The 14,755-nt window shown below is 56.9% G+C and carries 12 protein-coding genes and 1 riboswitch; of the genes, 2 read left to right on the top strand and 10 right to left on the bottom strand.

Features of this window, described 5'->3' with window-relative positions:
* Position 1: 1 nt before the first annotated feature.
* Together MHI24_RS18515 and MHI24_RS18510 are read right to left on the bottom strand one after the other, a co-directional pair.
* Positions 2-2,035, bottom strand: coding sequence for a methyl-accepting chemotaxis protein (locus tag MHI24_RS18515; RefSeq protein ID WP_340020999.1), 2,034 nt, complete (start codon positions 2,033-2,035; stop codon positions 2-4).
* 165 nt (positions 2,036-2,200) lie between these two features.
* The gene (locus tag MHI24_RS18510) at positions 2,201-4,564 is read right to left on the bottom strand and encodes a heavy metal translocating P-type ATPase (protein ID WP_340020998.1); all 2,364 of its coding nucleotides are present in this window, start codon (positions 4,562-4,564) and stop codon (positions 2,201-2,203) included.
* A 240-nt stretch (positions 4,565-4,804) separates the two neighbouring features.
* Between MHI24_RS18510 and MHI24_RS18505 the strand changes: the two genes are divergently transcribed.
* Positions 4,805-5,761: a cation diffusion facilitator family transporter gene (locus MHI24_RS18505; RefSeq protein WP_340020997.1), complete on the top strand. Its 957-nt coding sequence runs from the start codon at positions 4,805-4,807 to the stop codon at positions 5,759-5,761.
* Between the two features lie 219 nt (positions 5,762-5,980).
* On the opposite strand, the gene MHI24_RS18500 is transcribed toward MHI24_RS18505, so the two are convergent.
* From MHI24_RS18500 to MHI24_RS18465, 8 genes are all read right to left on the bottom strand, one after another.
* Entirely contained in the window at positions 5,981-6,346 is a 366-nt protein-coding gene (locus MHI24_RS18500; RefSeq protein ID WP_340020996.1) for a metalloregulator ArsR/SmtB family transcription factor, read from the bottom strand.
* Between the two features lie 118 nt (positions 6,347-6,464).
* Positions 6,465-7,205, bottom strand: a complete 741-nt coding sequence (locus MHI24_RS18495; RefSeq protein WP_340020995.1) for an ABC transporter permease — start codon at positions 7,203-7,205, stop codon at positions 6,465-6,467.
* Between the two features lies 1 nt (position 7,206).
* A complete protein-coding gene (locus MHI24_RS18490; protein WP_340020994.1) occupies positions 7,207-7,923 on the bottom strand; it encodes an ABC transporter permease in 717 nt (238 codons plus the stop codon).
* Positions 7,920-8,831 carry an ABC transporter ATP-binding protein gene (locus MHI24_RS18485; RefSeq protein ID WP_340020993.1) on the bottom strand — a complete coding sequence of 304 codons (912 nt, stop codon included), beginning with the start codon at positions 8,829-8,831 and terminating at the stop codon, positions 7,920-7,922. The genes MHI24_RS18490 and MHI24_RS18485 overlap by 4 nt, the downstream gene beginning before the upstream one ends.
* 98 nt (positions 8,832-8,929) lie before the next feature.
* Positions 8,930-10,354 carry a HAMP domain-containing sensor histidine kinase gene (locus MHI24_RS18480; RefSeq protein WP_340020992.1) on the bottom strand — a complete coding sequence of 475 codons (1,425 nt, stop codon included), beginning with the start codon at positions 10,352-10,354 and terminating at the stop codon, positions 8,930-8,932.
* Positions 10,351-11,025, bottom strand: coding sequence for a response regulator transcription factor (locus tag MHI24_RS18475; RefSeq protein ID WP_340020991.1), 675 nt, complete (start codon positions 11,023-11,025; stop codon positions 10,351-10,353). The genes MHI24_RS18480 and MHI24_RS18475 overlap by 4 nt, the downstream gene beginning before the upstream one ends.
* A gap of 79 nt (positions 11,026-11,104) precedes the next feature.
* Positions 11,105-12,139, bottom strand: coding sequence for an EAL domain-containing protein (locus tag MHI24_RS18470; RefSeq protein ID WP_340020990.1), 1,035 nt, complete (start codon positions 12,137-12,139; stop codon positions 11,105-11,107).
* A 264-nt stretch (positions 12,140-12,403) separates the two neighbouring features.
* Positions 12,404-12,823 (bottom strand): pyridoxamine 5'-phosphate oxidase family protein, encoded by a 420-nt coding sequence (locus tag MHI24_RS18465; RefSeq protein ID WP_340020989.1) that lies wholly within the window; start codon positions 12,821-12,823, stop codon positions 12,404-12,406.
* A gap of 162 nt (positions 12,824-12,985) precedes the next feature.
* On the opposite strand from MHI24_RS18465, the gene MHI24_RS18460 reads away from it, so the two are divergent.
* Positions 12,986-14,464 (top strand): hypothetical protein, encoded by a 1,479-nt coding sequence (locus tag MHI24_RS18460; protein WP_340020988.1) that lies wholly within the window; start codon positions 12,986-12,988, stop codon positions 14,462-14,464.
* 73 nt (positions 14,465-14,537) lie between these two features.
* A riboswitch (TPP riboswitch) is annotated at positions 14,538-14,648 on the top strand.
* Positions 14,649-14,755 lie beyond the last annotated feature (107 nt).

Below are 14,755 nucleotides of genomic sequence, written 5' to 3'. Positions count from 1 at the left end.
CTTACTCTATCTGGAACTTCTCGATCTCACTCCGCAGCTCGCCCATCAGTTGGTTCAGGGATTCCGCCGAGGTCACGACCCGGTTCATCAGGTTCCGCTGCTCCGTAGAAGCATCCGCAACCATCTCGGCGCTCTCGGCGGATTCCCTGGCAATAATCAGCATGTCGGCGATGGACGCCGTAATCTCTTCGGTTCCCGCCGACATTTGCTCATTCACCGCCGAGACATCCTGAATCTGGACCGACACTTCACGGATTGAGGAACGGATATGGTCGAAGGAGGTGCCGACATTCTGCATTTTGCCCATACCGTCGCCGATTTCCGCAATGCTGTTCTCCATGGAGACAGCGGCCGCCCGGGTCGATTCCTGAATCTGGCGGATTAACTCCACAATGTTGCCAATCGCGCTATTGGTGCGCTCGGCCAGCTTTTTCACCTCATTCGCCACCACCCCGAACCCGCGTCCGTGCTCGCCTGCTCTGGCCGCTTCGATCGAAGCGTTCAGTGACAATAACCCCGTCTGATTGGAGATTTCCGAGATCACATCGACGATCTGCCCGATCTGTTCGGATTGCCCGGTCAGGTTGGCGATTAGCGCTGATGTCTCTTCCGCTGCACCAGTGATTACCGTCATCTGCTTCAATGTGGATTGAATCTCTATGTATCCATTCTCAACTTCCGTACTGACGGCTTCCGCCTGGTCGGACACATTGACGGAGGATTCGGCAATCCGCTGCAGCCCGATCGCCATCTCTTCCGTAGCCCGTGCCGCCTGCTCCGAGCCTTTGAACTGCTCGCCCATGCCGTGGGCGACCTCCTGGGCCACCGTCTCAATCTCCGCTGACGTATTGGAGGACTGGCTGGCGTAATTCAGCACGCCTTCTGCCGAGACCGCCACCTGCGATACTGTGGCATCTATTTTGCCGACAATGCCGGAGAGCGAGCCGATCATATCATTAATGCTCTGGCTCATCAGGCCGATTTCATCGCCAGACCGCACGGTAACGCGCTCGCTGAGATGTCCCTCAGCCACCCGTTTCATCACGGCGGAGATGCCCTTAATCGGCTTCACCAGCAGACGGGTGAGGTACAGCGCCACTCCAATGACCACCAGCATCACCACGGCCAGGAACAAAATAGATATTTGCTGGGCGGAGGAGACTTTGGCCATTATCTCGCTGGCGGGAACCGTAATCAGCAGCTTCCAGTCGGTCCCGGGAACTGTATCGAAGTAGGTAATCACCTGCTTGCCGTCTTCTCCCTTATAGGCCTCAGAGCCGGACTCCCTGCCAAGAATGCGCTCTACCGCCTGCTTCAATTCCGGGGTCTTCGCATACTCCGCGATATTCTTGCCGATGCGCTCCGGGTCGGAGTAGGCGTAATAATCCCCTTGTCCCGAAATAACATATCCATAGCCAGTGTCGCCAACATGAATGTTTTTGCTCATCTCCTTCAGAATGTCAGGGGTGACCGAGAAGGCAATACCTCCCGCAAACTGGTTGTTCTTGTCCACCGCCGGCACGAAGACCGGAATGATATACTTATTCAGCTGTTCCAGAAAAGACATCTCCGCGACCGCCGGGGCAAGCGTGGCCTTGGCCTCCTGGAGATAAGCGGATTTGCTGATATCTGCTGTAAGCTTGAGCGCGTTCGCCAGAATTCCTTCCTTATTAATAACACTGTAGCCTTCGGATTGTGAATCGCTCTCTTCCAGTACCTTAATTACCGGAAAAATCGTATCCGGCCGTGAAGTATCGAACTCGGGATGCTGCTTGATCAGCTCCTGCACTGCGGATGTCTTGGTGGTCAGCCACTCATGAATCCGCACCGTGTTCATGTCCAGAATATTCTGCGCCAGCTCCTCGCTGTCGTCCCGGGTCACTCCTCCGAAGTACTGCATCAAAAAGATCGTTGCCCCGATAAGCGGCACAATCGCCACGGCTACAATGGCAATCGACCATTTGCTTTGCAGCGACAGGCTTTTTCCTTTCTTTACATTCATTTTCAGTTTGGACCGTACCTTTGCCTCATCCACCGCCAAATCCCCCTAAAAACGCATTGTAATCTTCCATATGCTGTAAATCCTTATTAATATATCGGCATAAATAGACAAAAACCATAAGCACTCCAACAAAAAATAAGCCTCTAGACCCAATTATTAGGATCTTCGAGGCTTGCTTTTTCATAATTCTTTCATCATCTATAAATGGTTAGCCGCTGACTGTACAGGGTTGACTGGCTTCGGCAGCTGCAAGGCACGCATACTGTTGAGCACCGCGAGTACGGTAACTCCTACATCGGAGAAGACCGCCTCCCACATCGTAGCAATGCCGAACGCCCCAAGGATCAGGAAGACCGCTTTGACTCCCAGCGCAAAAGCAATATTCTGCCACACAATGCGCCGTGTCCGTTTGGCGATGCCGATCGCATCTGCAATCTTCGAAGGCTCATCGGTCATGATAACAATGTCAGCCGCTTCAATCGCTGCATCCGAGCCCAGTCCGCCCATGGCAATCCCGACATCTGCTCTGGCCAGCACGGGGGTATCATTGATGCCGTCCCCGACAAAAATCATTTTCTCGCGCGGCCCCTTCTCCCGCTCCAGCCGCTCAATTGCTGATACCTTATCGCCCGGCAGCAGCTCGGCATGAATCTCCTGAATCCCCAGCTGTCTGCCCACAGACTCGGCTACCGGAGCGGCGTCACCCGTCAGCATCACCGTCTTGCGGATGCCCAGCGCATTCAAGGCCTGAATCGCCTTAAGCGCATCCTCCTTCACTTCATCAGCGATGACAAGATAGCCCGCATAGACCTTATCTACGGCGACATGGACAATCGTCCCATGCTGCTCCGGCGTCCGGCTCTTGATGCCTTCCCGTTCCATCAGCCGGGCATTCCCGGCCAGCACTGCCTTGCCTTCCACAGTAACGGCGATGCCGTGCCCGGAGATCTCGTTATAGTCTGCAATCGCTTCGCCGGGAATGGCTTCACCGTAGGCCGTGCGGATGGATTCCGCAATCGGGTGGCTGGAGTGGCTCTCCGCAAAAGCTGCGATGCGCAGCAGCTCCTGCGCTGTGAAGCCTTCCGCCGGCACATTGCCGGTCACGGTGAACTGGCCTTTGGTCAGTGTCCCCGTCTTGTCGAACACCACAGCCTTCACATCGTTCAGGGCCTCCAGATAATTGCTGCCCTTGATTAGAATACCGCTGCGGGAAGCTGCGCCGATGCCGCCGAAGAAGCCGAGCGGAATGGAGACGACCAGAGCACAGGGACAAGAGATTACGAGGAACACCAGCGCACGGTAGATCCAGTCCGAGAAGGTTGCACCGCTCAGCACCAGCGGCGGAACCACCGCCAGCAGCAGCGCCGTGATGACTACTACCGGCGTATAGCCGCGCGCGAATTTTGTAATGAAGTTCTCTGTCTTCGCTTTGTTATTGGTGGCGTTCTGCACCAGCTCCAGAATCTGCGAGACCGCCGATTCGCCGAAGTCCTTTGTCACCTCGATGGTGACCACCCCGTTGCGGTTAATGAATCCGCTCAGCACCTGGCTGCCCGGCTGGGTGGAACGGGGAACGGACTCCCCGGTCAATGCCGAGGTATCCATCATGGCACTGCCCTCCAGAATGATGCCGTCCAGCGGCACCTTCTCTCCCGGCTTCACCACGATGCTGTCGCCCACCTGCACCTCATCCGGGGAAACCTTGCGCAGATTGCCGCCTTCCTTCAGGTAGGCATATTCCGGCCGGATATCCATCAGCGCAGTAATCGAACGGCGCGACCGGTTGACCGCCATCCCCTGGAACAGCTCGCCGACCTGATAGAACAGCATAACGGCGACACCCTCCGGGTATTCACCGATGGCGAACGCCCCGATGGTCGCCAGCGCCATCAGGAAGTTCTCGTCGAACACCTGGCCCCGGATAATATTCCGGACGGCCGACAGCACCACCTCACCGCCGACAATCAGGTAGGCGGCCAGGAAGATCAGCAGCTCGGCGATACCGCTGAGCGGCAGGAACATCCCTGCTGCGGCCAGTACCGCGCCGCCGCCCAGCCGGAGCAGGATACGGCGGGTATCGCCTGCTCCGTGCTCGTGGCTGTGCCCGTGGCCATGAGCATCGTCATGGCTGTGGGCAGCGGCAGCGGCCTTGGCATGGGAATGGCCGCCTGCGTGGGAATGCTCATGGCCGTCTCCATGAGCATGGGCATGGTCATGACTATGCGGTTCCCCGTGGTCATGAACATGACCGTGACCTTGTGCAGCTACGCGGCGCACCTGGGCCGCACCGGCTGTCCGCTGCTTGACCGCCCGCGCAGCGGCAACCTCGCGCAGCTTCACATGCGGCTCAAGCTTAGTCACCGTCTGCTGTGCCTGCTCGGCGATCTCATCCGAGGACGCAGCCGCCGTCTCCAGCATCATGGTCTTAGTAGCGAAGTTGACCGAGCAGGAGGAGACCCCCTCGATCTTCTTCACCTTATTCTCGATCTTCATGGCGCAATTCGCGCAGTCCAGTCCATCCAGTATCCATTTCCGCTTCACATTGCCTTCAGCCGTACTCAAATGACTCATCTCCCTTAATCATTCCTATATATGAGTATTTGTTCATATGTTAACTTACACTTATTATATTCCCCTGAAACTAACAGTGTCAATGCGCGGGGCGCATAGATTATGGCAATTTCGGAGAAAAGAATGATGTAAACATAGAATTCTATAATATGGCTTGAAATTTAACGGCAGTCGATATAGTATTAACATATGAGCAATCATTCATATGTTATCTGAAAAGAGGTCATTCTGATGAGTCATTCCCATTCACATCAACATTCGCATTCCCACTCTGATTCACACTCTCATTCGCATTCCCATTCACACTCTCATTCCCATGCGCCGGACAACAAGAAGGGCCTGCTGATCGCACTGATTATCACCGGCGGGATCATGTTCCTTGAATTCTTCGGCGGCCTGTTGACCGGCAGCCTGGCACTGCTGTCCGACTCGGGCCATATGCTCAGCGACACCGCCTCCCTGGCCTTAAGCCTGGTGGCCATGATTATGGCCGTGAGACCCGCCTCACCGAAGAATTCCTACGGTTTCTTCCGGTTTGAGATTATGGCTGCACTCTTCAACGGGGTGACCCTGTTCGTCATCTCCGGGTTCATTATCTGGGAAGCCTGGCAGCGCTTCTTCGAGCCGCCAACTGTAGCGAGCGGCTCGATGATGCTGATCGCCTCTGTCGGCCTGCTGGCCAATCTGGTCAGCGCCTGGTCACTGATGCGCAGAAGCGGAGCCAAGGACAACATCAATATCCGCAGTGCTTACCTGCATGTTATCAGCGATGCGCTTGGTTCAGTCGGCGCGCTGGCCGCCGGTCTGGTCATGAGCCTGTTCTCCTGGTATGTGGCCGACCCGATCATCAGCGTGCTGGTCGCACTGCTCATCCTGCGGAGCGCCTGGGGCGTTATCAAGCAGGCCTTCCATATCCTTATGGAAGGAACTCCGCATGCGGTGAATCTTCAGGAGGTGCGGGAGGCGCTCCTGGACGTTGAGGGCGTCATCGAAGTCCATGACCTGCATATCTGGACCATTACCTCGGGAATGGATGCCGTCAGCGGCCATCTGCGGATTGCAGACGGGCAGAGCCACCAGCAGGTGCTTCAGCAGGCGCTTCACGTAGTGGAAGAGCGGTTCGGCCTCCGGCACGCCACGCTCCAGATCGAGGACGCCACCCTTACACATGGAGAGCTTCCGGTGTAACCGGAGGCGAATGCGGCGGTGCTCCGTCCTTGCCGGCCGGGCGTAACGGCCGATCGCGGAATTGGGCCGCCCGCACACCACCATCCGGCGCAATGTAGCCGGTTTTTCGATTATATCCGGTCCACGGTCCTCGCGGCCGCTCCACCAGCAACAAATAAGGGAATGTCCCCGGCAGCCATAGGCTGCTGCGGGACATTCCCTTATTCCGTTCCGGGCGTGCTATTCGTGCCGGATATGCTCATGGGTCTGCAGAAAAATCTGCTCGACATGGGCATCATTCAGCGAATAATAGACCGTCTTGCCTTCCTTACGGCGCTTCACAATCCGCAGATTACGCAGGTAGCGGAGCTGGTGGGAGACTGCCGACTGCCCCATATCCAGTATGGACGACAGATCATGCACACACAGCTCCTGCTGGGACAGCGCGTAAATCAGCCGTACCCGGGTCGGATCACCGAGCGCCTTGAACATCTCTGCCATCTTATCCGTTGTTGCGCGGTCCGGCAGAATCAGTGCCACCGATTCCGGCTCCAGCTCGGAACCATTGCATGTATTGTCGCATTCATCCAGTGCCGCTGGCTCCATGCACCCGCCCTCCTCCATATGCTAATCCGGCTTCCGCCGGGAGCTTAATAGTATCTTCTACGATTAATTATAGAAAAAACTTCGCCCATTGTCCATTGGAGGAGGAACTGCGTTACATTTACACCGCTTTACGCCGGAAGGAGATCAGCCCCGCAGCCAGGAACAGCACCAGACTTCCGGCCACGACAAGCATCAAGGTCTCCAGCGGCAGATTGAAGGCGCCGAACTGCTCTTCCCCGTAGGGATTCATGGCCAATACCGGCTGTGCCCAAGGATAATAAGGCCCGTAGGTGGAGGAATTGACAATCAGCATATTCGGTATGGTGAAGCAGACGTTCAGCGCAAGCGGGGCGCCGAAGCTGCTCCAGCCCTGGGAGACCGCGAGCTGCAAGGCAGCCAGCGGCAGGCAGGCGAACCAGCCGCCGAACATGCTGCTCAGCAGCAGCGTCCAGGGAACGCCCCCTTCCGCCCCGCGCAGCCATCCGATGCCCAGGATGGCGGCCAGCAGCAGGAGCTGAACGACAGCCAGCAGGACCATAATCATCACATATTTGGCCAAGAAGACTGAGGTCCGGGTAACCGGCAGCGCCAGGAGCTGCTTCCAGCCGCCGTCGCTATGCTCACTGCGGCAGATCAGAGCCGCGAAGAGTCCTGACAGCACCGGCAGAAACAGCAGGGCGTGAACGGCTGACATCGTGTTAAGCAGCACCTGCCAGGTAACCGCTGCCCCGTCCTCACTCATATCCGACAGCGCACCGATCGGCAGAGCGATCAGCGGGCTGAGCAGAATCAGCACCCAGGTCCGGAAACCGGCCATCTTCAGATGTTCGGCAGACACAATCCGTAAGAAGGTCCGCATGTTAATCCACATCCTTTCGCGCGAAGTGCAGAGCTCCTGGAAAAAGCACGAGGAGACCCAGCAGCAGCCCGGCTCCGCTGAACAGCCAAGGGCGTGAAGCACTCCAGGCCAGGTCCGGCCAGGAGAGCGGAACCCACTCCGAGAAGAACAGCCCGAACGGACTGAGCAGCGACAACGTCAGTCCCACAGATACCGGAAGCGTCTGGTTCCGGCTCGACAGAGACAGCCAGAGCTGCAGGGCAATCACCGGCATGGCCGCAGCATAGGCAGCGAAGCCGATCCGCAGCACATCGGTATAAGGAATGGGCTGAACACCGAAGCCGAGCAGCAGCCCCAGCACGATGGTTCCGGCGGACAGCAGCAGGCAGGACACGGCAAGCAGCAGCAGGCAGAGCAGCAGCTTAGCCATGAATACGGCTGTACGCGGAACAGGCAGCGCCAGAAGCTGCTTCCAGGCGCTGGTCTGATGCTCCACATTTGCAATCAGCGAAGAGACCAGTGTTCCCCCAAGGTAGAGGGCAATCGGTACGAACGAAGCGATATTGCTGAGCAGACCGTCCCACAGGTCGGCCTGGTACTGACCGCGAAGGTAATCATAACGGAGCCCGAAATTCAGCCCCTGCATGGCAATCAGGCCGACCGGCCCGAGGAAGACCAGGAACCAGATGCCTTTGCCGCGGATCTTGAGCCAATCCGCCGACAGCGCACGCCACATCATTGTCCGCCACCCCCGACCACCTGCAGGAAGAATTCCTCCAAGGACTGCCTGTGTTCCTCAATTCTGTAGACCGCATGGCCGTCTTCAACCAGCTCCTTAACCAGGAGCGATACCCGGGCATCACTCATCCGGGGCAGAATGAGCCTGCCTTCCTGCAGCTCGCCGCCGCAGCCGCGCCGCACGGCGGTCTTCAGCGCCGCCTGCGGCTCCGACACCGCCAGGCTCAGGCTGCCTGCTGCCTGCTGCTGCAGATTGGCAATCGTATCCTGATAGACCATCTGACCCTCGCGGATAATGCCGACCGTCCCGGCCATCTGTTCAATCTCGCTCAGGAGATGACTGGAGACCAGCACCGTAATGCCCTGTTCCTCGGGCAGCCGCTTGATCAGCGAGCGGATCTCCTGAATGCCCGCCGGGTCCAATCCATTGGTCGGCTCATCCAGAATCAGCAGCTCAGGACTGCCAAGCAGGGCGGCAGCGATGCCCAGCCGCTGCTTCATGCCAAGCGAGAAGCCCTTCACCGGGCGCCTCTCCTCCCCGGTAAGCGATACAATCTCCAGCACCTCGGCAATACGCGTCTTGGGCACACCCAGAATCCGGCGGATCGCCTCCAGGTTGTCCCACGCACTCAGATGCCCGTAATAAGACGGCGATTCTACCAGCGAGCCAACCTTGCGCAGAATCTCCATCCGGTTGGCCCGCAGCTCCTTGCCGAAGATCTCGATGCGGCCGGAGGTCGGCTGGATCAGACCGAGCAGCATTCGGATCGTTGTGGTTTTGCCCGCGCCGTTCGGCCCGAGGAACCCGTAGATTTCCCCTTTCTGTATATTCAGATTCAGGCCCTTCACGGCCGCACGGCCGCGGTATTCCTTCAGCAGATCACGGGTTGCTATCACTGTATTCTTCATTCTCTGTTCACCTCGGTAACAGCATAACGCCCCAAGGTTAAATACAGAGAAGCACCAAGTTTAAATTTTGTTTAAAAGCACCCGGCAAGTGCTGACAATCATCCGCCCGGCCGCTTCCAGATCATAACCTCTGTCCCCTGCCCCGTGTTCTCCATGCTCCATTCCAGTTCCATACGCTTCACCAGCAGATCGACAATGGACAGGCCCAGCCCCGCACCTGCGGAACCGGACGGCTGTCCAAGTCCGCCGCCGTGATCCGAAATGATAATGACCCGCCTGCCATCGCGGATCTCCGTGCCGATCCCGACGTACAGGCCGCTGCGAGCATGGCGCAGAATATTCTGGAACAGATTATCCAGCACCCTGCGGAACCAGCTCTCGTCCACCTCCCAGTAGAGCGGCGCCGCCTCCAGATCAATCTCGATACGGTAGCCTTCCTTCTCCCAGACCGGATACCAGGCGGCGGCGCTCTCCCGCACCAGCCGCAGCACATCCTTCCGCTCCAGGTTCAGGGTGATGCGCCCGCTGTTCAGCAGATTATAGGACAAAAGGTTCTCAATCAGCGTGCCGAGATTCTCGATCCGCTGATCCATCAGCTCAAGTGACGACTGGCCGCGCTCCGACAGCTCCTCCTTGCCCAGCACATGCAGATGGCTGCGGATCACGGTCAGCGGAGTCCGCAGGTCATGCGACAGATCGGCCACCAGCCGTCTGCGCAGCTCCTCCTCTTCCGCCTCTCTGGCCCGGCTGGCCTTAAGCTCCGTGACCATCGTATTGAACGCCTCCTCCAGGCGCCCGATCTCGTCAGGCTTGCCCGGCGGCACAGCCTGCGGCAGGCCCTCATCCCCGGTGAACGACATAGCGGTCTGCAGCCGCAGCAGCCTTTTGCGGATCATAATGAAGAACAGCCAGGAGCTGACCATGAAGGTGAGCAGGAATACCATCATCACAATCGTGTACCATTTATCGATGCCTGCCGAATTCCGTATCTGGATAATCTCTTCAGGAATCTGCATCACCATGAAGCCCTGGCCCGCTTCCGCCCGGTCGCCGATGAATGCCACAATCGCCAGCGGTTTGAGCTCCGCACTGTTCTTCATGAACGCTACAGCCTGCGATGCGGTCCAACGGGCGGGGATGGCTGCGGCAGCCTCCCCTCCGGATAGCAGCAGAGGGCCTGAAGGCTCCGTCACCAGCTGCGTCCGCCCCCCTTCATCCACCCAGAAGATTCTGGCCAGATGATACGTTTCACTTAAGACCCGCAGGCGCTGCGAGACCGCTTCAGGCGGCTGGTCAAGAAGCCTCCCGGCTTCCTCATGCCACAGCGTTTCCAGCTTCTTGACACTGGAATATATCTCGTATTCCTTCGGCGGAGCTTCACGACTAAGCCCGCTGAACAAGCTGTACAGCGTAACCGTCAGCGGAAGAATGACAGGGACAAACAGCAGCGCAGCCAGAAGAATAAGCAAATACCGGAAGAGCAGGGAACGGCTCAGATGCTGGAAACGTCCCGCCCGCTTCATCCTCTCACCCGGTAGCCGATGCCCCGGACCGTCTCGATAATCTCCGGCGCTGCGGGATCAAGCTCCAGCTTCTCGCGCAGATAGCGGATATGCACCATCAGCGTCTTGTCGCCCTCGATATAGCTCTCGCCCCAGACTGCTTCATAGATCTGCTCCTTGGTCAGAATCTGGCCCAGATGCCGGAGCAGATAGGAGAATATCTGGAACTGCTTGCCCGTAAGCACGATCTCCCGTCCGCTGGCCGCCTCCTTGACGATGCTGCTGCCCGGTTCAACGATCAGATGCTTAAGCTTTAGGGGCGCAGCCGCTGCCGTTGCACTCCGCCTTAACAGGACCTCAATTCTGGCCGCCAGCTCGTCAGGATGGAACGGCTTGGTCAGATAATCATCGGCGAATTCCAGCCCCTGGAGCTTGTCGTTAATTGAGGTCCGCGCCGAGAGCATCAGGACCGGCAGGTCCGGGTAGGCCCGCTTCAGCCGCTGGCCGACCGTGAAGCCGTCCAGCCCCGGCAGCATCACATCCAGAATCGCGAGCTGGCAGCCCTCTGCCGCTTCAAGCGCCCCTTCCCCGCTCTCCAGCCAGCGGACCGCATATTCCCGCTCGCGCAGATCTGCCGAGACCGCACTGCCGATCTCCCGGTCATCTTCTATGTAAAGTATCGTTACACTCACTTCACTTCCGCCCTTTCGTCTTAAGTAATGACATCACAAATCCCCGGATGCCGCCATCCGGGGAAGAACTCCTGCTGCTTCAGGCTGTGAATCCGAACCGGGCCGGCGGCCTGTCCGCCGGCTTCCCGAACAGATAGCCTTGTCCCAGATCTATCCCGAGGCCGCGGCAGAAGAGATATTCCTCACGGCGTTCAATCCCCTCAGCCAGCAGCCTTGCCCCGAACTCTCCGGCCCGGGAGATAATCTCTGCGAGGATGCGCTGCTTATCGGGGTCCTGGTCACAGAAGCTGATCAGCTTACGGTCAATTTTGACATAATCGGGCTGCAGGCTGCTCATCACTTCAAGCGTCGAATAGCCCGCACCGACATCATCCAGCGCCACCTGCATCCCCTGACTGCGGTATTCGGCGAAGATGGCGAGCAGATGGGCCATATCCGTAATCTGCTCTGTCTCCACCACCTCAAACACGTAATCCTCCGGGTTCTGGTTCAGCCTGCGGATGGCATCGAAGGTATGAGTTAGACAATACTTGGGATTATAAATAGAAGAGGGCAGGAAATTGATGAACCGCTTGATGCCCTTGGGCAGCAGTCTGGCACTGGTCTCAATCGCCGAGATCCGGGCCGCACGGTCCAGAAAGGAATGGAACCCGGTACTCCGGGCAATCTCGAACAGCTCGTAGGGATGAAAATGATGGCCGTGAGGCAGCGGACGCAGCAGGAATTCAAAGCCGACAATCTCTTCATGGAAATTGACAATCGGCTGCAGATGGCTGCAGAAATCATGGTTTCGGATAATAGACACCAGATGCTCATTGGAGAATTGGAGGATAAGCTGCTCAGGGGTCAGCCAACGGTCCGGCCGGAGGCTTACTCCCTTGCTCTTAATACACAGGGATAAGCCACCCGCTACGGGCTCAGCCGTACCCAGCAGCTCGATCAGCTTCAGCAGCTCTTCCTTGCGGCAGTATGGAATGATAAGGATATTGCCTGTCCCATAGATCTCATAGCCTGCATGTCTGATTGCAGCCATGAGCGGTTCGGGACAGGCGCGGAGCCTGACTTCCCCTTCATCCTCAATCGGGTCGATGTCAGCGCAGTCAACACAGTTCATGGCATTCCCTCCACCCTAGATGTCTTGTAGCCTGAGCCAATTATAGCATGATTCCTCCCGCGCAATCATCCGGCGGCACAAGTGGAAACGGCTTTACCGTCCTTTTAAAGGTCGGTTCCGTTTCAGCGAGAAATAGAAGGATAAGTTATGGTGTGAAACATATACATTCTTATATTTGCACAAAGGGACCATTCATGAACACACAGATTCATGAATGGTCCCTTGAACAAGCTCAGGCTGCTCCAGTGCTGCCTGGTATGCAGACTAGGCCTGCCACACGCCATGCTCGTGATTCTTGCCCATATATTCAATCCGTGAAGGGGACAGCTCCAGAATGACATAATCCGGGTCATCCGGTCCCTCGAACCACCGCTCCAGCGAAGGATTCCACACCTTGGAGCGCAGACCCTCGTCCTTGGTTACAGCGACTGTGGCTTCGATCTCCAGCACATCCTTGCCCCCGCCCTGCTCATAACCCAGCAGCAGACAGGCATTCGGATTATCCTTAAGCTCCTCTACCTTATGGGTCTTCCGGCTGGTCGCCAGATAAATATTAAGTCCGTCATGAAAGACTGCCATGTAGCGTACCTTGGGCTTGTTGCCGGCCTCCACCGTGCCGAAGGAACCGAACGCGTTGTCATCCAGCGCCTGTATAATTTTGTTCTCCAGCTCTTTGTTATCCATTGACGATCAAGCTCCTTTCAGATTCGTGTCTATTATAGTGTACCCGTCCCCTTCATTCTGAATCCCGGAGGCTGCTCATAAAATGAAGCGTAGCTATCCGGTAAATCGGGTAATTGAGGCTTACAAGATTCAATTCTGTACACAAGGATGTGGCATCTGCGCATGGTTGAACAGCAAGCCGAGCAAGCCAACACGACCGGGCAAGCCGACCCGACCCTGCATACTGCTTTGCTGCAATTTATTTTCCCCTTCTCCATTAAGGCCGGAGTGGACCAGGAGCTGGCCGCCCGCCTTCAGGAGGATGGATTCACCAGATTTTTCCTGGATAATAAGGAGCTGGAGTCTCTCTATTACGGGGAAGGCTACTGCGTGTCCCATGAGAAAATGGAGCGCAGCTACCTGCCGTTCGCAGCCCATGTGCTGTTTCCGCGGGAGAAGGACCACGATTCCTTCCGCCGCTTTTCCCGGGTGAACAATCTGCCCTGCCGTCTGGAAATGCCCTTCCAGTCTGCCGGCTTCCGCATTCTCTCCACCGATGTGTTCCTCTGCCCGTTCGAGCTGGGCTTCCTGACGCTTAGAGTCGCTATCGAGGAAGAGGATCTGCCCATCAGTACCGCACTGGAGTTCGCTGACCGCTTCCGTACGCTGGAGGATGTCTCGTATAAGGATGAGCATACGTTCATTCATTGTAGTAAGCAGAGATTTGACCGTGTGGAGGATTTCGTGTTCAAGCATCTCGTCACTGTACTGGAGCCGTTCCTGGACCCGGCGGAGACCAATGGCGCTTATTTCGAGACTCTGCCCTTCTTCGTGGATGAACGGATGCTGGTGCAGGCCTTCTATGGGCTGAATCTGCCCGAGGGGCAGGATGGGATCAGCACTGAGCTGCTCTACCGGGCCTCTCAGGTGGATGGGCTGGACCTGGAGGGCCGGCCTTACATCAGCGCCAGTAATCCTGACTATATCAAGCAGTATACCCGTAACCACGGGTACAGCCGCTGGGCACCGGACACCTATTATATGACCAACGAGCAGACCTTCTGCTGTGTGAGCCGCGCGAGGCCGGATATCGCCACTCAACTGGTGAATCAGATGTACGGAGAGTATTATTACGGGCTGCTGCTGAATATTTTTCACAAAATCGTGCTGCTCAAGCTCGCCAATCTCCACTCCCGGCTGCGCATCAACCACGACAACGACGAGATCGAGAATCTGATTTTCCTGATCAATAAATTCTCGGCCAAGTTCTATTTCCTGGAGCTGATTACGCAATCGCAGGGGCGGGAGATTTTCTATCAATTGCGCAAGGTGTACGGCAACGATGCCCTGTTCGATGAGGTGAAAATGACGCTGAACGACCTGTTCCAGTATCAGGACAAATTCCAGGCCAAGCGCCGCGATACGCTGCTGATGGTGTTAACGGTCTTCACCGTGGTCAGCGGCATCTATGGCATGAACCAGGTGATCGAGGATCTGAAGGGCAACATCGACTGGAGCGTAATGCTGGAGTACTCCCCCTTCGAGTACCTGGCGCTCTTCCTGACCTTCTCGGGCATCGCAGTCAGCCTGTTCCTGACGCTGAGAGAGGCTTGGGTCACCATCAAGAGCCGCCGCAAGAAGCGGCATTATGCGAAGGATTAGGCAGGCTGCTATGGACAACCGCGGGGCTGCCGTCTATAATACACCGTAAGAACATAGCAATACCCGTGAACTTCATAAGAACCAGGGGGGCTGGAATTGGCCGGCTGAGAGTGTATCCCATAAGATACTGACCCTTATACCTGATCTGGATAATGCCAGCGTAGGAATGTTGAATCAGCACAGCGCTGTAACAGCCTGGAGTTGAATCCCCTCACGCAAGTACAGGCGTCCCGGTCTCCGGGACGCTTTTTTGAAATATAAGAATTTATATGTTCCACACGATAACTTATC

It is taken from the genome of Paenibacillus sp. FSL K6-1096, assembly GCF_037977055.1.
Classification (GTDB): domain Bacteria; phylum Bacillota; class Bacilli; order Paenibacillales; family Paenibacillaceae; genus Paenibacillus_AQ.
The sequence above is the reverse complement of the archived record's forward strand: the minus strand, read 5'-3'. Positions and strand labels throughout refer to the sequence as shown.

Bases quoted from the DNA above. Each gene is read 5' to 3' on its own strand.
- MHI24_RS18505 (WP_340020997.1), top strand. From the start codon at position 4,805: ATGAGTCATTCCCATTCACATCAACATTCGCATTCCCACTCTGATTCA.
- MHI24_RS18500 (WP_340020996.1), bottom strand. From the start codon at position 6,346: ATGGAGCCAGCGGCACTGGATGAATGCGACAATACATGCAATGGTTCC.
- MHI24_RS18495 (WP_340020995.1), bottom strand. From the start codon at position 7,205: ATGCGGACCTTCTTACGGATTGTGTCTGCCGAACATCTGAAGATGGCC.
- MHI24_RS18490 (WP_340020994.1), bottom strand. From the start codon at position 7,923: ATGATGTGGCGTGCGCTGTCGGCGGATTGGCTCAAGATCCGCGGCAAA.
- MHI24_RS18485 (WP_340020993.1), bottom strand. From the start codon at position 8,831: ATGAAGAATACAGTGATAGCAACCCGTGATCTGCTGAAGGAATACCGC.
- MHI24_RS18480 (WP_340020992.1), bottom strand. From the start codon at position 10,354: ATGAAGCGGGCGGGACGTTTCCAGCATCTGAGCCGTTCCCTGCTCTTC.
- MHI24_RS18470 (WP_340020990.1), bottom strand. From the start codon at position 12,139: ATGAACTGTGTTGACTGCGCTGACATCGACCCGATTGAGGATGAAGGG.
- MHI24_RS18465 (WP_340020989.1), bottom strand. From the start codon at position 12,823: ATGGATAACAAAGAGCTGGAGAACAAAATTATACAGGCGCTGGATGAC.
- MHI24_RS18460 (WP_340020988.1), top strand. From the start codon at position 12,986: ATGGTTGAACAGCAAGCCGAGCAAGCCAACACGACCGGGCAAGCCGAC.